The organism is Streptomyces sp. NPDC052721, from assembly GCF_040678315.1.
Taxonomy (GTDB): domain Bacteria; phylum Actinomycetota; class Actinomycetes; order Streptomycetales; family Streptomycetaceae; genus Streptomyces.
The window spans coordinates 60,860-80,813 of sequence record NZ_JBFATL010000021.1 but is presented as its reverse complement, the minus strand read 5'-3'; the positions used below and the strand labels follow the sequence as shown (position 1 = coordinate 80,813).

The following is a 19,954-nucleotide window of genomic DNA, read 5'->3' as shown; positions in this document are numbered from 1 at the left end:
CGGTGCTGCGGGCCCGGTGACGTGCCGTGGCCGAAGCCCCGTGGCGGCGGGGCTTCGGCCGGTCACAGCCCGAGGGCGTTGATGAGCTGCTGGGTGAAGGCGAGGCTGCCGGTGCCGGCCGAGGCCCCGATGGCGATCGTGTCCAGCGCGGAGCGGATCCGGCCGCGGTTCGGCGGCAGGCCGTCGTCGGCGGACTCCTGGAACTGGGCCTGGATGATCTCGCCCTGGGGCACCAGTTCCGGGTACTCGGCGCGCAGCGTGTCGGTGAGCCGCTGGGCGAGGTCCATCATGGTGGGCAGGTCGGGGTGGGCGTGGTTGATCTGGGTCTGGCGGTGGTCGCCGAAGTGGGCGGGGCCGTTGTCGTTGCCGAAGTTGTAGGTGCTCATGTCCTGTCCTCGCTTCCGGTCCGGCGGCTCGCCCCGGACCGGAGGAGCCGTCGGGTGGGTGGGGTTACGGCTTCGGCGCGCCGGCCGGATCCCGCGGGACCGGGGCCGCCCCGGGCTCCCGGGCCGCCCTGGGGTCCGGGCCCTGCTGCCCGCCCAGGAGGATCGTCCCGTGGGCGCCGAAGGTGCCGGGACCGCTGACGTTACCGATGTCGTGGGTCTGCGTGTCGATGACCTGTACGGCCTTGTCGAAGGAACTGGTGTCGATGTCGTGGTCCCGCGGGAACCGTTCCGTGGCGGTCAGCACGCCCTGCCGGAGCCGGAACAGGAAGTCCTGCGCGTCGGTGCGTTCGATGTGACCGGCCTCGTCCCAGGCGCCGAGGTCCTCGCGCAGGCTGCCCGTGGCGCCGTGGTCGTGTCGGAGGTGCTGCTGGGTGAGGGCGCGGCGGGTCCCGGCCGGCGCCCGGTCGTGGTCGCTCTGCCGACGGTGGCGCCGCGGGATGCGGCCGAGGGCGCCGCGCGGTTCGGGGCCGGTGCGGCGGGTGGTGTCCCGGAACAGGTCCCACCAGCTTTCCCAGGCGGCGACCGGGAGCCGGTCCACGAGGTGCTCGGGGATCTGGGCGCGGGGCAGCCGGGTGGGCCGGGCACCGGCTCGGGTACGAGGTGGGCGTAGCTGCCGAGGGCGTAGAGCCGGTTGCGGGCCCGCAGCCCCCGGAGCCCGGAGACGTTCTCCATGTGGCGTGCCCCGTAGGTGTGGAGGTCGATGATGCATCGGGTAGGCGCCGAAAGGGCCGAAAATCGCCACCCATCCGAGTGACCGTTGTCCGTTGACCAGTCCCCGGAGCCCGGCGAGGAGCGCGAGGGGTACGGCCGCCCGGAGGCGGGCGAGCCGGCGGTCGAGGGCGGCGCGGCGGCGGGTGGCCACGCGCGCGTGCCGGGCGCCGGCGACGACGTTGATGCCGAGGCTGAGCCCGATCGCGTTGAGCCGGTCTCCGGTGAGCATCCGGTCGGCGTACGGGGCGAAGTCGTCGTCGAGGTGGGCCGAGGCGCTCAGGCGCCGGGTCAGCCCGTCCTTGCGGTACTGCGGTAACGACGGCAGGGGTCTGCCCGTCACACTCATCCGTCCGTCCCCCTCAGGCCTTCCGCGCGGTTCACCCTAGGGACAACCCCGCGGGTTTGTCGCCTGGTTCGGTGAGGCGTGGCGCCGGGGGACGGTCGTGTGGTATCGGCCGCCGCGGTCCGGCGCTCCCCTGTGACGTCGGACCGCGGTGGCTCATGGTTCTGCGCCGGGCGGCGCCGCCGTGTCACACGTCCGGAGCGGCCGGCCCGCCGCAGGGGCGTTTATCGGCCAACCCGCTCCGGGTCAGTCGAACCGGAGCGCACCGGTGCGGGTGCGCTTCAGTTCGAAGAAGTCGGGGTGCCGGGCCAGCACGCGGAAGCTGTCGAAGAGTTCGGCCGCCTCGGCACCGCGCGGGACGGCGCGCAGCAAGGGTCCGAACCACACGGTGCCGTCGATGTGGAGGGTGGGCGTGCCGACGTAGCCGCCGGTCTCCGGCTCGGCGCCGGCCGTGTGGCTGCGGCGGACCGCCTCGTCGTACGACGGGTCGTGAGCGGCGGCCGACAGGCCGGCGGGGAGCCCGAGTCCGGCCAGCGACTCGGTGACCACCGTGTCGAAGTCGTCGACGCCCTGTTCGTGGATGCGGGTGCCGAACGCGGTGTACAGGTCGCGCAGCACCTTCTCGCCGTACCGTTCGGCGGCGGCCACGGCGACCCGCACCGGCCCGATCGAGCGGTCCACCAGGTCGCGGTACCAGTCGGGCAGTCCGTTGCCGGTGTTGTGCAGGTACAGGCTCATCGCCCGGAACCGTAGGTCGAGCGGGCGCAGCCGCTCCACCTCCAGCAGCCAGCGGGAGGTGATCCAGGCGAAGGGGCAGGCGGGGTCGAAGAAGAAGTCGACCCGGGTCGGGGTGGTGGTGGCGGTGGCCGTGTCCGTGTCGGTGCGGCTGTGCGTCATGGCACCGACGCTAGTGCGCCGGTGGCCCAGAATCCCGACCCAATATCCCTCCCTTTCTTCGGCCCATTTCAGGCCGCGGTCACGCGCGCACCGCCTCGTCGGCCAGTCGGACCAGGTCGGCGACGGGCAGCGAGCCCGCCGCCCGGTGCTCCCGGGCGAACCGGTTGGCGAGGCCTTGCAGCAGTGCGTTCAGCGGGGTGGGGACGCCGTGGAGCCGGCCGAGCAGGACGATCTCGCCGTTGAGGTAGTCCGCCTCGATGGTGCCGGTGCCCCGGACGAGGGACTGCCAGGAGGAGCCGCCGCCGCGCGGAGCCCCGTCCAGCGGGACCAGGGTGACCTTGTCGCCGCGGGCCGCGCGCTGCTCCTCCGCGCCGGCGTACGCGATGCCGGCGGCGTCCAGCACGGTCTCTCCCTCGGCCCGGACGCGCGCGAACAGGGCCTGCGCCTCCTCGCTCGCCACCGACCCGCTGACCGCTTCGAGGGCGTTGCCGAGGTTTCCGAGCAGCTTGGCGTACTGCCAGCGTGCCACGTCGGGCACCACCGGCGCCTCGAAGTGCGCGTCCGTGAGGTCGGCGGCGATCCGGCGGGCGGTGTCGTCGGTGCCGTGCGGGAGGCGGCCGAGGTGCAGGACGCCGGTGAGCGGCGTGCCGGCGGCGGAGACGACACCGGGTTCGACGAAGGTCGACGGCAGCCAGACGCAGACGCCGTACACGTGCCGGAAGCGGCGCAGCGCCAGCCGGCCGCTCTCGACGCCGTTCTGCAGGCAGACCAGCGGCAGCAGTTCGGCCGCCGTGCCGCCGCCGGCGACGGGCACGTCGGCCCAGGTGTCCAGGGCGGCCACGGTGTCCTGGGTCTTCACGGCGAGGACGAGGACGTCGTCGGCGCGCAGCTCGCCGAGCGGTCCCGGCCCGTCGACGGCGGGCAGCCGGTACGTCAACTCGCCCTGGGGAACCCGTAGTCGCAGTCCGTGCTCGCGGAGGGCGGCCAGGTGCGGGCCACGGGCGACGAGGACGACCTCCCGCCCGGCCTGGGCCAGCCGCCCGCCGACGGTACCGCCGACCGCGCCGGACCCGATGATGATGTAGCGCATGGGCAGAGCCTCGCACACGCGTCCGGCCGCGGCGCTGCTGTGGTGCGGCCGTCGTGCCCCGTGGGGGCGGGCACGACGGCCGCGCTCGGTGCCTGCAGGTTGCCCGAAACTCTGGCTGATCGGCGGGGCCGGGTTCAACTCCTCCACACAGCTGTGACTTGTTCAACAAGCTTTCGTCATCACAAAGGGGGCCCCTGGCGGCGGATCGGACACCGCACCCCTGACAGTCGCCCCCGAGAACCGGCGATAGATGTAAGGGGCCGCCGTCCTCCCCAGCGGTGATCCGGGTCCCGCGCGGTTCACCGGGCAGTACGACGAGATGGCTCTGTCCCGCCCCTAGCGTCGAACAGGAGCAGGCGCAGACGTGGCGGCAGGGGGCCGTCACCGCACACGAGGGGGCAGACCCGTCATGGGGGACACAGAGGTACGGGTGCGGGGGCTGGCCGCCCGCGCCGGCGGCTGGAGCGCCCGGCACCGCTGGGCGGCCGTCGGCATATGGGTGCTGTTCGTCGTCCTGGCGATGGGGCTCGGCTCGGCGGCGGGCCGGGTCGACGTGAACGAGAGCGATCAGCTCAAGGGCGAGACGCACACCGCCGCGAAGATCATCGAGGACGCCGGGATCAAGGAGCCGGCCGGGGAGACCGTCCTGATCCAGTCGAAGGACGGCGCCGTCAAGGCCACCGGCCCGCAGTTCCGCGCGGCCGTCGCGGACGTGGTCGAGGCCGTCGAGCGCACCGGCAAGGTGACGGGCGTGACCTCGCCGTACGACACGCACACCGTCTCCCGGGACGGCCGCAGCGCGCTGGTCCAGTTCGACCTGCGCGGTGACGCGCAGACGGCCGCCGACCGGATCGAGCCGGTGCTCAAGGCCGTCGCCGGGGTGCAGAAGGACCACGACGCGCTGCGGATCGAGGAGATCGGCGGCGCCAGCATGCAGAAGCAGTACAAGGACGCCTTCGGGGACGACTTCCAGCAGGCCGAGTACTCGGCGGTGCCGGTGGCCCTCGGCATCCTGCTGATCGCGTTCGGCGCGCTGGTGGCCGCGCTGCTGCCGGTGGCCCTCGCGATCACCGCGATCATGGCGACGATGGGCCTGATGGGGCTGGTCAGCCATCTCCAGCCGATGAGCGACACCGCCAGCTCCGTGATGCTGCTGGTCGGTATGGCCGTCGGCGTCGACTACTGCCTGTTCTACCTGCGCCGGGAGCGCGAGGAGCGGGAGGCCGGCCGGGACGCGGGCACCGCCCTCCGGATCGCCGCCGCGACCAGCGGCCGGGCGATCATCGTCTCCGGTGTCACGGTGTGCGTCGCGATGGCGGGCATGCTGTTCACCGGGCTCGCCGAGTTCGAGGCGATGGGCCTGGCCTCGCTGATGGTGGTGGCGGTCGCCATGGTCGGCTCGGTGACCGTGCTGCCCGCGCTGCTGTCGCTGCTCGGCGAGCGGGTCGAGAAGGGGCGGCTGCCGTTCCTGGGCCGCCGCAAGCGCAGGGGGAACGGGGACAGCCGGTTCTGGACGGCCGTGCTGCGGGGCGTGCTGGCCAAGCCGCTGGTCTCGGTCGTCGTCGCGGCCGGCGCGCTGCTGGCGGTCGCCGCGCCCGCGCTCGGCATGAAGACCCAGCAGCTCACCCTGGACCAGGAGTTCGGCGACTCGCTGCCGATCGTGCAGACGTACAACCGCGTCAACGACGCCTTCCCGGGCGGCAGCGAACCGGCTGAGGTCGTCGTCAAGGCCAAGGACATCAACGCGCCCGAAGTCCGGCAGGCGCTGGCCGACTTCAGGAAGCAGGCGGTCGCCTCGGGCGCCTCGCGCGGCCCGGTCGACGTCAAGCTGTACGACGCCCGGAACGTGGCCCTGGTGTCCGTGCCGCTGGTCGGCGGTTCCGACATGGACCGGGCGACACGGAGCCTGGAGACGCTGCGCGACGAGGTGCGGCCCGCCACGCTCGGCAGGGTGGACGGCGTGCAGGCACCGGTGACCGGGCAGGTCGCGGGCAACGACGACTTCAACGACCAGCTGATGGGCTCCGTCGTCCCGGTCTTCGTGTTCGTGGTCGTCTTCGCCTTCCTGCTGATGCTGCTGTCGTTCCGCTCGCTGACGGTCGCGGTCACGTCGATCGTGCTCAACCTGCTGTCGGTGGCCGCCGCCTACGGCATCCTCGTCGCCGTCTTCCAGCACGGCTGGGGTGCCTCGCTGGTGGGCGCGGAGGGCGTCGGCGCGATCGTCACCTGGCTGCCGCTGTTCCTCTTCGTGATCCTGTTCGGACTGTCGATGGACTACCACGTGTTCGTGGTCTCCCGGATCCGCGAGGCCCGGATGCGCGGCCGTACGACGAAGGACGCGATCCGGCACGGTGTGGTCACCACGGCCGGGGTCGTCACCAGCGCCGCGGTCATCATGGTCGCCGTGTTCGCGATCTTCGGCACGCTCTCCATGCAGTCCATGAAGCAGATGGGCGTGGGCCTGGCCGCGGCGGTCCTGATCGACGCGACGGTCATCCGCGGGTGCTGCTGCCGGCGGTGATGGCGCTGCTCGGCGAGCGCAACTGGTACCTGCCGAAGTGGCTGCACCGCCTGCCGGACCTCACCCACGACGAGGCCCCGGAGCCGGTGGCGACGCCGGTGCCCGACCGGGGTGAGCGACTGACTGTCTGATTCCGCCCGTTGACGCAGGGCCCGCCGGTTCCCGCTGGGAACCGGCGGGCCCTGTCCGTGCTCTCGTTGTCCGTACGGGTACGCCGATCACGGGGAGGAACCACATGGACAGGCGGAGTCTGCTCAAGAGCGCGCTGACCGTGCCCGCGGCCGGGCTGCTGACCGCGGCACGGGCCCACGCGGCGGGCGCGGCGGCACCCCCGGCGTTCGACGTGCTCATCGGGGACGTGAACTCCGGGAGGATCCTTCTCTTCGACCGCAACAAGCCGTTCACCGACGCGCACGTCAAGTGGCAGCTGAACCCGGCCGGTCCGGGCCATCCGATGGAGCATCGCTTCCGTGACACGAGGGGCGACGGCGAGGTCCTGCTCGCCGTGACCGGCACCCCGGACAGCGGAACGGCGAGCATCTACCGGCGCCGGGACAAGAAGCTGCTGTGGTCCGCGAACGTCCCCGACTACCCCCACGCCATCGAGCGGGCTCCCGGCACCGGCGTCGTCGTGGTCGCCGGCCGCAGCAAGGGGCCGGGCGGCGGCAACGCCAAGGGCGGCAGCCTGCACGTCTTCCGGCCCACCGGCAGCCACAGCGGCTCGCTGGTCCGCGCGGGTGCGCCGATCCCCTTCCACCAGGCGCACGGCCTGCTGTGGGATCCGCGGCTGGAGCGGATGTGGGCGGCGGGCGGCTCCGTGCTCACGGCGTACCGGATCGTGACGACGGCGAGTTCGGCGCGACTGGTGGAGGACACCGCCCGCCGGCTCACCGGCTTCCACCACCCGCACGACCTCCAGCCGGATCACCAGCACCCCGGCCGGCTCCTGGTCACCGACACCAATGGCGTCTACGCGGTCGACACATCGACGATGCGGCGGACGACCCTGCACACACGCAAGCTGGTGAAGTCCTATGTCCGGCACTCCTCCGGCGAGCAGATGTGGACGGGCGCGGTGGCGGCCGGCAACGCCTTCGGGACGAAGTACGTCCACTTCAACGTGAGCGGGGTCGACCGGGCCCGGCCGGGAGCCATCATCTACAAGGCCCGGCTCGACACCACGGCGTACCTCTGACGGCCGCCTACTTCGGGCGGCGGCCCGGCAGTTCCGCCTCGATGAGGTCGGCCGCCTGCCGGGTGCCGCCCTCCTGGGCCATCTCCTCCTGCACCTCCTTGAGCCGGCGCGCGACCTCCGGGTCGTCCACCAGGGCGAGGGCGGCCTCGCGGAGGCGGTCGGCGGTGGCCTCCTCGGCGGGCAGATGCCGGGCGACCCCCAGCCCTTGGAGCATGTCGGCGTTGCCGAACTGGTCGACGGCCTGCGGTACGGCGATCATCGGCGTCCCGGTGGCCAGCCCCTCCTGGCTGCCGCCGGCGCCCGCGTGCGTGACGAACAGGTCGGCCTGCCGCAGGATCGCCAGCTGCGGCACCCAGCCGCGCACGTCGACCTGGGCCGGTACGTCGCCCAGCTCGGCGCGGGTCACATGCCGGCCGACCTGCAGGACGACATGCCAGCCGGGCAGGTCGCCGAAGGCACGCACGCACTCCCGGTAGAAGGCGGGCTGCTTGGTGAAGGCCGAGCCGAGCGAGACGAGGACGACCTTCTCCGCGTCGGCGGGCCGCTTCCAGTCGCCCTGGTCGGCGCGGTCGCCCTGACAGGCGCCGACGAAGGTGTGGACACGCCCGTCCACCCGGTCGGCGTGCGGCTGGAGCACCTTGGGGATGAGCACGAGGGAGCGCGCGGGGCGGCCGGCGAAGGAGTCCGGGTCCTGGCTGATCCCGTTCTGGGCCAGCCACGCCGCGAACCGGGCGTAGTACGCCCGCCCGCGCTCGGTCTTCCTCGGCTCGGCCCACATCGGCTCGGCGACCTCCTCCTCGTAACCCTCCCAGGCGACGAGGTTCGGCGAGAGCGAGATCGCCGGGACGCCCCAGCGGTGGGCGAGCACACGGGCCGGGTAGGAGGTGATGTCGTACAGGACGAGGTCGGGGGTGTCGTCGGCATAGGCCTCGATGAGCTGCGGAAGCGCCTGGATCGCGTCGTTGAGGAACGGCTCCACGTTGTCCAGCAGGGTGGTCCCCCAGGCTTCGGGGTCGGCGTCCGGGCCCGGCAGGGTGGAGGTGTAGAGCACGGGCCGCGCCCCGGTGGCGGCCACCTTGTCGGCGAAGGCCGGCGGGATGGCGTAGGTGACCCGGTGCCCCCGCGCGACGAGTTCACGGATCACCTCCAGGCTGGGGTTCACATGGCCATGGGCGGCGATGGAGAACATGGCGATGTGGGCGGGTGCGGTCATGTGCGGAAGGCTAGGCGAGACGAGACGTCTCGTTCAATCGATTTCCTTGTCCGGCACGACGGCGCGTTCGGGGCCCGACCGAGCTTCGATCGGTCCGGCAGCCGCGCTCAGCGCTGGTAGCGGGCCAGCACCAGATCGCCGTCCTTCTCCAGACGGCGGCGCAGCTCGGCGAGGCCGATGGCGCCGCTGTAGTACTCCTGGTAGGCCGGGGTGGCCACCTTGTCCTTCCACTCCGGGTAGCCGCGCACGGACTGGGCGGGCGCCGGGCGCAGCCGGGCCGCGAGGGCGGTACCGGTGGCCCAGCCGTTCTCCGTGGTGTGCAGGGCCGGGTCCTTCAGGGCCTGCGTGCCGGTGGGCAGCATCCAGTCGCCGAGGGCGAGGCGGACCATGTTCCTCGGCCGCAGCAGGAAGTCGATGAACGCGACCGCCTCCTTCTTGTGCGGGCAGTCGGCGGAGACGGACAGCGTCTGGGGGCTGACGCCCTGGGTGAGCCCGTCGGCGCCCGCCGGTGCGGGCAGCACCTGCCAGTGGAAGCCCTCGGGCGCCTGCTGCGCGATCTGCTGGCGGTAGGAGAAGCCCAGCGGGACCATCGCGTACCGGCCGCCGAAGAAGCCCGGCAGGGTGTCCGAGCCGCCGCTGCCCAGCGTGGAGGCGGGCGCGCTGTGGTCGACCGCGACCTGGTCGTGCACGGTGCGCGGTACGACCGCGTCCCCGGCCGTGAACCGTACGGTGACCTTCCCGTCGGCGCCCCGGTGGAACAGCCGCCCGCCCGCCGACAGGGACAGGTTGAGCGTGGCGGAGACGGGCTCCTTCAGCGGCCAGGCCACGCCGTACCGCCCGGGTCCGCTGAGCCGCTTGGTCACCTGCCGGAACTCCGCCCAGCTCCACGGGTGTTCCGGTGTCGGTATGCGGACCTTCGCCGCGCGCAGCCGGTCCGCGTTCGCGATCAGCACACGGGGTTCCTGGAGGAACGGCACGCCGTACACGCCGTGCCCGAAGGTGGCCGTCTCCCAGCTGCTCTCCGGGATGCCGGACCTGAGCCGGGCGGGCAGCAGGCCGGTCAGGTCGGCGAGGTAGCCGCCGTAGGCGAAGTCGGCGAGGTCGTCGGAGGCGTCGTGGATGACGTCGGGGGCCTCACCGCCCTCGAAGGAGGTGAGCAGCTGGTCGTGCACGCTGTCCCAACTGCCCTGAACGTACTCGACCTTGACGTCCGGGTGGGACGCGTTCCACTCCTTCACCAGCTCCTTGTTGACGGTGACGGACTCCTGCTGCCAGGCCAGGGACTGAAAACGCAGGGTGATCGGGCCGCCGTCCGTGCGACCGCCCGAGGAGCAGCCCGCGAGGAGCAGCAGGAGCACGACGAGCGCCGTGGCGCCTCTGGTCCGCATCAGCTCTTCACCGCCCATCAGCTCTTCACCGCCCCGGCGAGCAGGCCGCCCGTGATCCGCCGCTGGACGAGCGCGAAGACGGCCACGGAGGGAAGGGTGGCGAGGAACGCGGCGGCGGCCAGCGGGCCGAGGTCGGCCACGCCCTCCGCACCGATGAAGTGGGTGAGGATCACCGGGAGGGTCTGTCTCTGCGGGCTCTTGAGCAGCACCAGCGCGAAGAAGAACTCGTTCCACGCGGTGACGAACGCGAACAGGGCCGTCGCCGCGATGCCGGGTGCGAGCAGCGGCGCCGTCACCGACACGAGCGTTCTCAGACGCCCGGCGCCGTCCACGGCCGCCGCCTCCTCCAGTTCGGCGGGCACCGCCCGGACGTGCCCGGTGAGCATCCACAGCGCGAACGGCAGCGCCCACACCACGTACACCAGCACCAGTCCGGTCAGGGAATCGATCAGGCGGAGGTTCTTCAGCACCAGGAACAGCGGGATGATCACCAGCACGAAGGGGAACGCCTGGCTGACCACCACCCACCCCGTGGCGGCCCGGGCCGGCAGGGTGCGGTGCCGGGCCATGACGTAGGCCATCGGGGTCGCGATCAGTACCGCGACGACGGCCGTGCAGAGCGCCACCAGCAGGGAGTTCAGGGCGGCGTGCGCCAGCGGCTGCTCCGCGAACGCCTGCCGGACGTTGGCCAGGGTGGGGTGGCGCGGGATCCAGGTGGGATGCGGGCTGCCCAGTTCGCGCGGGGACTTCAGCGCGGTGGACAGCAGCCACAGCAGGGGGAAGGCCAGGAAGAGGAGGTAGCCGATGAGGGCGGCGTACTGTCCGGCGCGGCCCGCACGGACGGCGCGGCGGGTCCGCGGGGTGCGCGAGGTCTTCATCGGTCGTCACCGCCCCGCAGCCGGCCGGCCAGGAACACCGCGAGCAGCACCGAGACCACCGCGACGAGCACGCAGCCCATCGCCGCCGCGTAGCCGAACTGGCCGTAGCGGAAGGCCTCTTCGTAGGCGAAGAGCATCGGCAGCCGGGTCTTTCCGCCGGGTCCGCCGTTCGTGAGCACGTAGACCAGGGCGAAGGAGTTGAGGTTCCAGATCAGGTTGAGCGCGGTGATGGCGAGGGCCACCGGTCTGAGCGCGGGCCAGGTGACGGTGCGGAAGCGGCGCCAGGCGCCCGCGCCGTCGACCGCCGCGGCCTCGTGGAGTTCACGCGGGACGTTCTGCAGTCCGGCGAGCAGGGCGACCGTGGTCTGCGGCAGGCCCGCCCAGACGCCGACGACGATCACGGCGGGCAGCGCGGTGGCCAGGCCGCTCAGCCAGTCCCTGCCGGTGCCGAGGCCGAGGTCGCGCAGGGTTTCGTTGAGGACGCCGGCGTCCGGGTTGTAGACGAGCCGCCACATGATGCCGACGACGACCTCGGGCATCGCCCAGGGCACGATCGAGAGGGCGCGGGCCAGGCCGCGCAGGCGTAAGTCCTGGTTCAGGAGCAGGGCCAGGCCGAGCGCCAGCAGGAACTGGGGCACGGTGACGCCGACCGCCCAGACCAGTCCGATCCGGAACGACTCCCAGAACAGGGTGTCGTGCAGCAGGTCGCGGAAGTTGAGGGCGCCGATCCACCGGGTGGCGGCCGTCCGGCCGGACTGGGCGTCGGTGAAGGCCAGCAGGATGCCGTAGAGCAGCGGGCCGACACTGAGCAGGAGGATCGGGATGAGCGCGGGCAGGACCAGGAACCAGGCGCCGTGATCGGCGACGCGGCGGCCGGCCGGCCGCCGCGCTTCGGCCGGTGGTGTCCGCGCTTCGGCCACTGATGTCACGGAATCAGCCCCTTTGCCTGCTCCGGTTGGCGTGTTCATGGTCGTGAAGGCCCGGTACCCCGTCAAGGGACCGCGCACGACGGCCGGGCCCGTGCCCGGTGGCCGGCCTGGGCGAATGCGAGACTGGCCGAGGACCGGACACACACGGCACGGGAAGACGGCACGGAGGCTGGACGATGGACGAGGCACGCGCGCGGGACGTACTGGCCGCGGCGGGAGTGCTGCCGGACCCGGCCCGGGACGCACGGCTCCTCGCCCTCGGCGAGAACGCGGTGTTCGCGGCCGGCGACCTGGTGGTGAAGGTGGGCCGGGACGCGGAGCTGCTGGCGCGGGCCGAGCGCGAGCTGGCCATCGCCGGCTGGCTGGCCGAGGCGGACGTACCGGCGGTCCGGCCGGCCGAGCCGAAGCCGCTGCTGGTGGACGGCCACCCGGTGACCGTGTGGCACCGGCTGCCGGATCCGGTACGGCCAGCCGAGCCACGGGATCTGGCGGTCCTGCTGCGCAGGGTGCACGCACTGCCCTCTCCTCCCTTCGGGTTGCCGTCCCGCGATCTGCTGGGCGGTGTGGAACGCTGGCTGCGGCTCGCGGGCGACGCGATCGACCCCGAGGACGCGGCCTTTCTCCGTGCGCGCCGCGACGGCTTCGCCGCGCAGGCGGCGGCGCTGACGCCGCGTCTGACGCCGGGGCCGATCCACGGGGACGCGCTGCCCCGCAATGTGCACGTCGGGCCGGACGGGCCGGTCCTGGTCGACCTGGAGACCTTCTCCGCCGATCTGCGCGAGCACGACCTGGTCGTCATGGCTCTCTCCCGGGACCGCTACGGGCTGCCCGCCGAGGCGTACGACGCCTTCACCGAGGCGTACGGGTGGGATGTGCGCGAGTGGGAGGGCTGCGCGGTCCTGCGGGGCGCCCGGGAGACGGCGAGCTGCGCGTGGGTGGCCCAGCACGCGCCGTCCAGCCCGAAGGCGCTGGCCGAGTTCCGGCGCAGGGTGGCGTCGCTGCGGGACGGGGACGCGACGGTGCGGTGGTATCCCTTCTGAGGGTGCCCGTCGAGCGCGGCCGGGCGAGCCGGCCGACCGCGCTGCCCGGCACGACGCGTCCGCCGACGAAAACGGCTATGCCGGCTGGCCCTCGGTCAGCTCCCGAAGGGGCCACGTACCGTCGATCAGCGCGTCCGCCTCCCCCTTGCGCCGCAGGAACGCCTGGAAGTCCGCCGCCCACTCCGCATACCACTCGATCTGGCGGCGGTGCAGTTCCGCCGGCCGCAGGGACGCTATCTTCGGGTGGCGGTCGGCTATCGCGGACGCGAGCCGTGCCGCGGCGAGGGCGTCGGCGGTGGCGTTGTGGGCCGCGTCGAGGACGATGCCGTACTCGGAGCAGACCGCCTCCAGGTTCCGTTTGCCGCGGCGGTAGCGGTCGACCCAGCGGTCGATGGTGTACGGGTCGATGACCGGGGCGGGGCGGGTGCCGCCCAGCCGGTCGGTCAGGGACGGCAGATCGTACCGCCGCAGTTCCGCCGAGAGCAGCGTGAGGTCGAACGCCGCGTTGTAGGCGACGACCGGGACGCCCGTCTTCCAGTACGACACCAGGACCTCGGCGATGGCGTCGGCCACCTGGTCGGCCGGACGGCCCTCGGCCGTCGCGCGTTCGTTGCTGATGCCGTGCACGGCGACCGCGTCGGCCGGGATCTCCACGCCCGGATCGGCCAGCCATTCCCGGCGCCCCATGGGCTCACCGGCCTTGACCTCGATCACGGAGCCCGTGACGATGCGCGCCTCGCGCGGATCGGTCCCGGTCGTCTCCAGGTCGAAGCCGATCAGCAGCTCCCGGTGCCACCCCATGGCGGCCCCCCTTCTTGGTGGTGCTTTCCCCCAGTGGCCTCCACCCTCGCACGCGGCACTGACAATCAGACGCCGGCGTTCCGCTTACCGGCCCCGAACCGGCCCCCACCCGACCCCGCACCCGACCCCGCACCCGGCCCCGACCATTCAGGACACCGGGCGCGAATCCGCCCAAGCCAGCTCGAATTCCTCGCGATATGTCGGGAAGAGTCCGGCTTCACCGACATCGTCCGACTTGACCAGCCGACTGCCGTTGCGCAGCACCAGCACCGGCGACTCCATCCCCCGCGCCCCGCGCAGATAGGACTGCACCACGGCGATGCCGTCGGCGCCGTCGCCGTCCACCAGGTAGGCGGTGAAGCGGGGCGTCTCGTCGTACACCTGGATCTCGAACGCGCCCGGGTCGCGCAACCGGGACCGCACCCGGCGCATGTGCAGGATGTTCATCTCCACCGAGCGGCTCAGTTCGCCCCGCTTCATCCCGAGTTCGCGTTCGCGGCGCTTGACCGAGCTGGAGGCCGGGTTGAGGAACAGCAGCCGTACCCGGCAGCCGCTCTCGGCGAGCCGGACCAGGCGCCGCCCGGAGAAGTTCTGCACCAGCAGGTTGAGGCCGATGCCGATGGCGTCGAGCCGGCGGGCGCCGCCGAAGATGTCCTCGGCCGGGAACTGGCGCAGCAGCCGTACCCGGTCGGCGTGGACGGCGACGACGTCGGCGTACCGGTCGCCGACCAGGTCCTCGACCGCGTCGACGGGGAGCCGGCGCGCCGAGGGGATGTCACCGCCCGCGCCGAGCATCTCCAGCAGCCGGGCGGAGGCCCGCTCGGCCTGGCTGAGGACCGCCTCGGACAGGGCCCGGTTGCGGGAGACGACGTTGCGGGTGACCTCCAGCTCGTCCAGGGCGAGTTCGAGGTCCCGGCGCTCGTCGAAGTACGGCTCGAAGCACGGCCAGTGCTGGACCACCAGCTCGCGCAGCTGGGGCAGCGTGAGGAAGCTGAGCACGTTGTCGTCCGCCGGGTCGAGCAAGTAGCCCTTGCGGCGGCTGACTTCGCGGACGGCGACCGCGCGCTGCACCCACTCCTGCCCGGCCGGGCCGGCCGCGGCCACCACCCACTCGTCGCCGTGGACGGGTTCGTAGATGGGCCGCAGCACGGCCGCCACGACCGCGCGCAGCCGCTGTTCGACGAGGTTCAGCCAGATGTAGGCCCGGCCGGCCCGCTGGGCGCGGGTGCGCACCTCGCGCCAGGCGTCGGCGTCCCAGTCCAGCTCCGGACCGATGGAACCCGCGTCCATCGGCCGGGCCAGGGACACCGCGCCGGGCGGGACGTCTGTGGAGTTCCCCTCGTGACCCTCGTCACCAGGAGGCAGCTCCAGCCCTCCCGAGCCCACCCGTGCACCGCCTTCCGCTCCCCCGGGCCTTTCCCGTCTCAACGATCAAGGAAGGGTACTCCGCGAGCGGTCGGCGGTGCAGCCGGATGGACAGGTCGGTTTCCCGGCTTCTGTGCTCAACTACGCGGTTCCCAGTGTCCGTTCTGCCATGCCAGGTCCTTCGGAGTGAGCGGATTCATAGCCGTGACGTCCCGCGGGGCGATGGAGAAGCCCTGCCAGTGCACGGGCATGGGCTGCTGGTCCTCGTCTCGGGCGATGTGGTGGAAACCGACGTTCATCCAGACCACGGGGTGCGTGAGGGCCTGGCCGCCCACCCACTTGTCGACGGACTTCGGGTGCCCGGCCGCGCACGTCGGGTTCTTGCTGGCGAACAGCTCGCACTTGTCGTACTCGGTGACGTACATGTCGTGCTTGGTGAAGCTGCGGCCCGGGTACTTGGTGGTGGGCCCGGGGACCAGCTCGTACGAACGGGCGTGCCCGTCCTTGTTCTTGCCGGTGGCGCTGACCACCCGCCACCAGCGGTAGGTCTTGGAGTCGCCCGCGAGTTCCTTGCCGACCTTGGTGCGGGTGGTCTTGGCCGTCGGGCCCTCCCTGCCGGCGGGGGCGCTGACGGTGGAGTCGTACTGCTCGACCTTCGTCTTCGACGAGCCGTCGAGGCCGAAGTCGAGCCGCCAGAAGACGTTGTGGCTGTGGCTGGTGGCGTAGTCCCGGGCGCCCTTGCCGATGGGCCAGCCGCGTCCGTCCTGGGCGTTGTAGTCCTCGAAGGAGAGGCTGCCGGTCGCGCCGACGTTCATGGTCATCGTGCCGTCGTCCTGGAAGCGCCACTCGGTGATGTACTCGTACCAGCCGACCTGGTTGACCGTGTAGACCAGCAGGTCCTTGCCCTGCTGCTGGTAGGTCTTGCCCGACTGGAAGAGGTCGTGCATCCGGTAGGCGTGGCCACGGGAACGGGTGGTCGTGCACAGGCCCTTGACGTTCGGGTGGCGCGGGTCGCCGTCCGGGACCTTGACGGTCTTGATGGTGCCGCCGGGGCACTCGCCGGGCGACAGCTCCATCAGCTCCTGGGCGAAGTCCTGGCCCGTCAGGTCGTAGTACTCGTGCTTCCCGTCGTCGTACGGGACGTGGATCTGGCCGAGTCTGGCGCTGTTGAGGACCTTGATCGGCTTGGTCTCGCCCTTGGGCTGGTAGGAGATGTTCTCCAGGACGAGGCCGGCCTTGCTGTCGTAGCGCCAGCACATCCGCCAGGTCGTGCCGGTGGTCAGCTTCTGTTCGATCGTGTAGGCGGCGCTGCAGCCGGGGGCCGCCGCGGCGGGCGCGGTCTGCGGCCGGGCCGCGGCCGGGCCGGCGAGCGTCGTCGCGCCGGCGGCCAGCGCGGCCAGGGACACTCCGACGGCCGCGGTCTTGCGGGCGGCGCGGCCGAGGCCTCGCGGCCGGACCGCGCCGGACAGGTGCTTCTCGGGCATGAAGAGGTGACTCCCTTACCGGAGGTACGGGTGTGAAGGTTGGGTGGCGGCCGGTCAGCCGCGGTCGAGGGCGGCGGCCTTGCGGGCGCTCAGGTCGATCACGAGGTCCCTGGTGTCGATCCACGGCCCGTTGCGGACCTTGGAGAACAGCCGCACGCACCGGTGGACGCCGCACTTGTCGAGCACCGCGGGCTGGGCGCCCGGCGAGGCCTCGTAGATCCCGCCGCTCAGCTCCAGCTGGTCCGGCGAGGTGAGTTCCTTGCCGGTGGCGTCCTTGTAGTCCGCCCTGAGGCCCGCGCCCAGCGGGTCGGCGATCAGGATCCGGGCCGCCTCGGCGTTCTCGGCGCGGCTCGGCGGCGGCTGGACGCCGCGCTGGGTACCGGTCTGCTCGACCTTCCCGGTCCTCAGGTTGACGGTCCTGGTGACGAGTGTGTCGTTCTTGTAGTCGTAGAAGGTCACGTCGGCGCGCCGTGGCGCGTCGGGGTCGTCCGCCTCGGCGGCCTCCGGCTCGGCGAGGTCGACGCTCAGCCGCTGCGGTCCGCGGTCGCCGTCGACGTCCCGGGCCGTGGCCGAAAGCCGTCCCGCCGCGGCGATCTTCTCGACCCGCAGCATCTCGTCGTCGGTGAGCGGGTCACGGCCCGTGCCCTGCTTCTCCTCGGCCGGTGCCCTCTCCACGACGCCGGGCGGTGCGGCGTCCGGGCCCTGCCCGGCCTGCCGCGCGGCCCGCGTGCCGCCGCCGGCCCCTCCGGAGTCGTCCGCTCCCGCCGTGCCCGGCAAGGTGACCGCGACCATCGCGGCGGTCCCCGCCGCCGCGAGGGCCGCACCGGTCAGTACTTTGCCCAGATGGCGGTGGACTGTCTCACGCACATTCTCCCCCTACTCCCCCTGGTCCCCGGGAGTACGTATCTGCCCCGCTGGTTCGGCGCACGGCGGGTACCAGAACCGCCGTGCGCACTGGTCACTGGATAAGAGGGCGGGCGAGCCACGGGAGGTTGCCTCACTTTCGGACGAGACTCGGGGCCAAGGCGGCCCCCGGCGGACGGCACACCTGGGAGAGTCGTATCCATGCAGGTCTGGCCTGGAGAGGCGTATCCGCTCGGCGCCACCTATGACGGCGCCGGAACCAACTTCGCGGTCTTCACGGAGGCCGCGGACCGAGTAGAGCTGTGTCTGCTGCACGACGACGGCTCGGAGACGGCGGTGGAACTGCGCGAGAGCGACGCGTTCGTGCGGCACGCGTACGTGCCGGGCGTGATGCCGGGACAGCGGTACGGGTTCCGGGTGCACGGCCCGTACGACCCCGGGCGCGGGCTGCGCTGCAACTCCGCGAAGCTGCTGCTCGACCCGTACGCGAAGGCGATCAGCGGGTCGGTCCGGTGGGGTGAGGAGGTGTACGGCTACCACTTCGGCGCGCCCGAGAGGCGCAACGACCTGGACTCGGCGCCGCACACCATGACGTCGGTGGTGATCAACCCGTACTTCGACTGGGGCGACGACCGACCGCCGCGCACCGAGTACCACCACACGGTGATCTACGAGGCCCACGTCAAGGGCCTGACCATGCGCCACCCGGGACTCCCGGAGGAGCTGCGCGGCACCTACGCGGCCCTCGCGCACCCCGCGGTCATCGAACACCTGACCAAGCTCGGGGTGACCGCGCTCGAACTGATGCCCGTACACCAGTTCGTGAACGACCACCGGCTGGTCGACATGGGTCTGAACAACTACTGGGGCTACAACACCATCGGCTTCTTCGCCCCGCACAACGCGTACGCCTCCTGGGGCGACCGCGGCCAGCAGGTGCTGGAGTTCAAGTCGGCGGTCCGGGCGCTGCACGAGGCCGGGATCGAGGTCATCCTGGACGTGGTCTACAACCACACCGCCGAGGGCAACCACCTGGGTCCGACGCTGTCCTTCAAGGGCATCGACAACCCGTCGTACTACCGGCTGACGGAGGACCCGCGCTACTACATGGACACCACGGGCACCGGGAACTCGCTGCTCATGCGGTCCCCGCACGTGCTTCAGCTGATCATGGACTCGCTGCGGTACTGGGTCACCGAGATGCACGTCGACGGATTCCGCTTCGACCTCGCGGCGACCCTCGCCCGGCAGTTCCACGAGGTGGACCGGCTGTCGTCGTTCTTCGACCTGGTGCAGCAGGACCCGGTGGTCTCCCAGGTGAAGCTGATCGCCGAGCCGTGGGACGTGGGCGAGGGCGGCTACCAGGTGGGCAACTTCCCGCCGCTGTGGACCGAGTGGAACGGCAAGTACCGGGACACGGTCCGGGACCTGTGGCGGGGCGAGCCGCGCACGCTCGCCGAGTTCGCCTCCCGGCTGACCGGCTCCTCCGACCTCTACCAGGACGACGGGCGCCGCCCGCTGGCCTCCATCAACTTCGTCACCTGCCACGACGGCTTCACGCTGCACGACCTCGTCTCGTACAACGAGAAGCACAACACCGCCAACGGCGAGGACAACCGGGACGGCGAGAGCCACAACCGGTCGTGGAACTGCGGGGCGGAGGGCGAGACCGACGACCCGGAGGTGCTGCGGCTGCGCGCGCGGCAGATGCGGAACTTCATCGCCACGCTGATGCTGTCCCAGGGTGTGCCGATGATCAGCCACGGCGACGAGTTCGCGCGCACCCAGCGCGGCAACAACAACGCCTACTGCCAGGACAACGAGCTGTCCTGGGTGGACTGGCCGGAGTCCCTGGAGAGCGACCTGCTGGAGTTCACGCGCGCGATGGTGTGGCTGCGCCGCGACCATCCCGTCCTCCGCCGGCGCCGCTTCTTCCACGGCCGTCCGGTGGAGGGCACCCACGACGAGCTGTCCGACATCGCCTGGTTCACCCCCGAGGGCGGCGAGATGACGCAACGGGACTGGAACTCGGCGCAGGCGTCCGCGCTGACCGTGTTCCTGAACGGCAACGCCATCTCCGAGCCCGGCCCGCGCGGGGAGCGCATCACCGACGACTCCTTCCTGCTGATGTTCAACGCCTCACCCGCGCCGCTGGACTTCCTGGTACCGGTCGACCACGGCCGCCAGTGGCAGGTGGTCGTCGACACGGCCCGCCCGGACGGCGTACCACCGGGAGCGGGCGCGAAGGTGGCGGCCGGCGACCGCATCACCTTGCCGGACCGCAGCCTGACGGTGCTGCAACGGCCGGCGTAGGGCGAGGCGTGCGGTTCGCACGCGTGGGGGGAGACGTTCCGTAGGCGCCCTGAGGAGAAGCCGTCTCGTACGCGCGCGTGGGAGGACCGTCTCGTACGCGCGCGTGGCGGGTGCGCGGGACGTACGCGCGCGTGGAGGAGCGTTTCGGCCGGCGGCCGGGAGGGCGTGCCCTGAGGGCTGACCGGCACGGCCACGGGGAGCGCGTTGGCGAGGGAGAACGGGAGCGCACCGTCGCCGGCCGTGCCGGTCCGCGAGCCTCCCCGCCGGCGCCCCCGCCACCTGGCCGAGCGCGAGCGCGCCACCGGTCAGGTCTCGTACGGGCGACGCAGCACGCTGCCGAAGTGGCCGGCCGCCGTCGGCGGCCGGCCCAGGTGGCACACGCTCGGCGGCAGCAGCGGTCCCGTCAGCCGATCACCCGGCGGCAGGTGTCCCACGGGCCGCGCCGCCCCTGCTTCCCCGTCGTCCCCAGCGCTCGA

General features: G+C 72.2%; 17 protein-coding genes and 1 pseudogene. 5 read left to right on the top strand and 13 right to left on the bottom strand.

Features of this window, described 5'->3' with window-relative positions; all coding sequences use genetic code 11:
- Positions 1 to 62: 62 nt before the first annotated feature.
- Positions 63 to 386: a hypothetical protein gene (locus AB0L21_RS21080; protein WP_365704133.1), complete on the bottom strand. Its 324-nt coding sequence runs from the start codon at positions 384 to 386 to the stop codon at positions 63 to 65.
- A 64-nt stretch (positions 387 to 450) separates the two neighbouring features.
- Positions 451 to 984: a hypothetical protein gene (locus AB0L21_RS21075; protein WP_365785607.1), complete on the bottom strand. Its 534-nt coding sequence runs from the start codon at positions 982 to 984 to the stop codon at positions 451 to 453.
- A 219-nt stretch (positions 985 to 1,203) separates the two neighbouring features.
- On the opposite strand from AB0L21_RS21075, the gene AB0L21_RS21070 reads away from it, so the two are divergent.
- A complete protein-coding gene (locus AB0L21_RS21070) occupies positions 1,204 to 1,473 on the top strand; it encodes a hypothetical protein (protein WP_365785605.1) in 270 nt (89 codons plus the stop codon).
- A 273-nt stretch (positions 1,474 to 1,746) separates the two neighbouring features.
- Here the strand turns inward: AB0L21_RS21070 and AB0L21_RS21065 are convergent, their stop codons facing one another.
- Together AB0L21_RS21065 and AB0L21_RS21060 are read right to left on the bottom strand one after the other, a co-directional pair.
- On the bottom strand, positions 1,747 to 2,397 hold the full coding sequence (locus tag AB0L21_RS21065) for a DsbA family protein (RefSeq protein WP_365785603.1): 651 nt from the start codon (positions 2,395 to 2,397) through the stop codon (positions 1,747 to 1,749).
- A 79-nt stretch (positions 2,398 to 2,476) separates the two neighbouring features.
- Positions 2,477 to 3,487, bottom strand: a complete 1,011-nt coding sequence (locus AB0L21_RS21060) for a 2-dehydropantoate 2-reductase N-terminal domain-containing protein (RefSeq protein ID WP_365785601.1) — start codon at positions 3,485 to 3,487, stop codon at positions 2,477 to 2,479.
- Between the two features lie 409 nt (positions 3,488 to 3,896).
- Here AB0L21_RS21060 and AB0L21_RS21055 point away from each other — a divergent pair.
- Both AB0L21_RS21055 and AB0L21_RS21050 read left to right on the top strand, forming a co-directional pair.
- Positions 3,897 to 6,139: pseudogene (locus AB0L21_RS21055) on the top strand (MMPL family transporter).
- 104 nt (positions 6,140 to 6,243) lie between these two features.
- Positions 6,244 to 7,203: a hypothetical protein gene (locus AB0L21_RS21050; protein ID WP_365785599.1), complete on the top strand. Its 960-nt coding sequence runs from the start codon at positions 6,244 to 6,246 to the stop codon at positions 7,201 to 7,203.
- Between the two features lie 7 nt (positions 7,204 to 7,210).
- On the opposite strand, the gene mgt is transcribed toward AB0L21_RS21050, so the two are convergent.
- From mgt to AB0L21_RS21030, 4 genes are all read right to left on the bottom strand, one after another.
- On the bottom strand, positions 7,211 to 8,416 hold the full coding sequence (mgt, locus tag AB0L21_RS21045) for a macrolide-inactivating glycosyltransferase (RefSeq protein WP_365785597.1): 1,206 nt from the start codon (positions 8,414 to 8,416) through the stop codon (positions 7,211 to 7,213).
- 107 nt (positions 8,417 to 8,523) lie between these two features.
- The gene (locus tag AB0L21_RS21040; protein WP_365785595.1) at positions 8,524 to 9,804 is read right to left on the bottom strand and encodes a sugar ABC transporter substrate-binding protein; all 1,281 of its coding nucleotides are present in this window, start codon (positions 9,802 to 9,804) and stop codon (positions 8,524 to 8,526) included.
- 17 nt (positions 9,805 to 9,821) lie between these two features.
- Positions 9,822 to 10,682, bottom strand: a complete 861-nt coding sequence (locus AB0L21_RS21035; RefSeq protein WP_365785594.1) for a carbohydrate ABC transporter permease — start codon at positions 10,680 to 10,682, stop codon at positions 9,822 to 9,824.
- Positions 10,679 to 11,602: a sugar ABC transporter permease gene (locus AB0L21_RS21030; RefSeq protein WP_365704270.1), complete on the bottom strand. Its 924-nt coding sequence runs from the start codon at positions 11,600 to 11,602 to the stop codon at positions 10,679 to 10,681. Before AB0L21_RS21030 ends, AB0L21_RS21035 begins: the two co-directional genes overlap by 4 nt.
- A 185-nt stretch (positions 11,603 to 11,787) precedes the next feature.
- On the opposite strand from AB0L21_RS21030, the gene AB0L21_RS21025 reads away from it, so the two are divergent.
- Complete coding sequence (locus AB0L21_RS21025) at positions 11,788 to 12,651, top strand: aminoglycoside phosphotransferase family protein (protein ID WP_365785593.1); 864 nt, start codon at positions 11,788 to 11,790, stop codon at positions 12,649 to 12,651.
- A 75-nt stretch (positions 12,652 to 12,726) separates the two neighbouring features.
- Here AB0L21_RS21025 and AB0L21_RS21020 read toward each other — a convergent pair whose 3' ends face one another.
- The 4 genes from AB0L21_RS21020 to AB0L21_RS21005 all read right to left on the bottom strand — a co-directional run bounded on the left by AB0L21_RS21020 (position 12,727) and on the right by AB0L21_RS21005 (position 17,168).
- On the bottom strand, positions 12,727 to 13,452 hold the full coding sequence (locus AB0L21_RS21020; RefSeq protein WP_365704153.1) for a 3'-5' exonuclease: 726 nt from the start codon (positions 13,450 to 13,452) through the stop codon (positions 12,727 to 12,729).
- Between the two features lie 147 nt (positions 13,453 to 13,599).
- Positions 13,600 to 14,838, bottom strand: coding sequence for an SAV2148 family HEPN domain-containing protein (locus AB0L21_RS21015; RefSeq protein WP_365704155.1), 1,239 nt, complete (start codon positions 14,836 to 14,838; stop codon positions 13,600 to 13,602).
- Between the two features lie 116 nt (positions 14,839 to 14,954).
- Entirely contained in the window at positions 14,955 to 16,301 is a 1,347-nt protein-coding gene (locus AB0L21_RS21010; protein ID WP_365704157.1) for a copper amine oxidase, read from the bottom strand.
- 54 nt (positions 16,302 to 16,355) lie between these two features.
- Positions 16,356 to 17,168, bottom strand: coding sequence for a Tat pathway signal sequence domain protein (locus AB0L21_RS21005; RefSeq protein ID WP_365785592.1), 813 nt, complete (start codon positions 17,166 to 17,168; stop codon positions 16,356 to 16,358).
- A 198-nt stretch (positions 17,169 to 17,366) separates the two neighbouring features.
- Between AB0L21_RS21005 and glgX the strand changes: the two genes are divergently transcribed.
- A complete protein-coding gene (glgX, locus tag AB0L21_RS21000) occupies positions 17,367 to 19,478 on the top strand; it encodes a glycogen debranching protein GlgX (RefSeq protein ID WP_365704161.1) in 2,112 nt (703 codons plus the stop codon).
- 305 nt (positions 19,479 to 19,783) lie between these two features.
- Here glgX and AB0L21_RS20995 read toward each other — a convergent pair whose 3' ends face one another.
- Positions 19,784 to 19,912 (bottom strand): hypothetical protein, encoded by a 129-nt coding sequence (locus tag AB0L21_RS20995; RefSeq protein WP_365704163.1) that lies wholly within the window; start codon positions 19,910 to 19,912, stop codon positions 19,784 to 19,786.
- Positions 19,913 to 19,954 lie beyond the last annotated feature (42 nt).

What these genes read in the sequence shown, in the direction of transcription:
- AB0L21_RS21040 (WP_365785595.1), bottom strand. Translation starts at nt 9,804, where the DNA reads ATGCGGACCAGAGGCGCCACGGCGCTCGTCGTGCTCCTGCTGCTCCTC.
- AB0L21_RS21065 (WP_365785603.1), bottom strand. Translation starts at nt 2,397, where the DNA reads ATGACGCACAGCCGCACCGACACGGACACGGCCACCGCCACCACCACC.
- AB0L21_RS21035 (WP_365785594.1), bottom strand. Translation starts at nt 10,682, where the DNA reads ATGAAGACCTCGCGCACCCCGCGGACCCGCCGCGCCGTCCGTGCGGGC.
- AB0L21_RS21060 (WP_365785601.1), bottom strand. Translation starts at nt 3,487, where the DNA reads ATGCGCTACATCATCATCGGGTCCGGCGCGGTCGGCGGTACCGTCGGC.
- AB0L21_RS21010 (WP_365704157.1), bottom strand. Translation starts at nt 16,301, where the DNA reads ATGCCCGAGAAGCACCTGTCCGGCGCGGTCCGGCCGCGAGGCCTCGGC.
- AB0L21_RS21025 (WP_365785593.1), top strand. Translation starts at nt 11,788, where the DNA reads ATGGACGAGGCACGCGCGCGGGACGTACTGGCCGCGGCGGGAGTGCTG.
- mgt (WP_365785597.1), bottom strand. Translation starts at nt 8,416, where the DNA reads ATGACCGCACCCGCCCACATCGCCATGTTCTCCATCGCCGCCCATGGC.
- AB0L21_RS21020 (WP_365704153.1), bottom strand. Translation starts at nt 13,452, where the DNA reads ATGGGGTGGCACCGGGAGCTGCTGATCGGCTTCGACCTGGAGACGACC.
- AB0L21_RS21080 (WP_365704133.1), bottom strand. Translation starts at nt 386, where the DNA reads ATGAGCACCTACAACTTCGGCAACGACAACGGCCCCGCCCACTTCGGC.
- glgX (WP_365704161.1), top strand. Translation starts at nt 17,367, where the DNA reads ATGCAGGTCTGGCCTGGAGAGGCGTATCCGCTCGGCGCCACCTATGAC.
- AB0L21_RS21050 (WP_365785599.1), top strand. Translation starts at nt 6,244, where the DNA reads ATGGACAGGCGGAGTCTGCTCAAGAGCGCGCTGACCGTGCCCGCGGCC.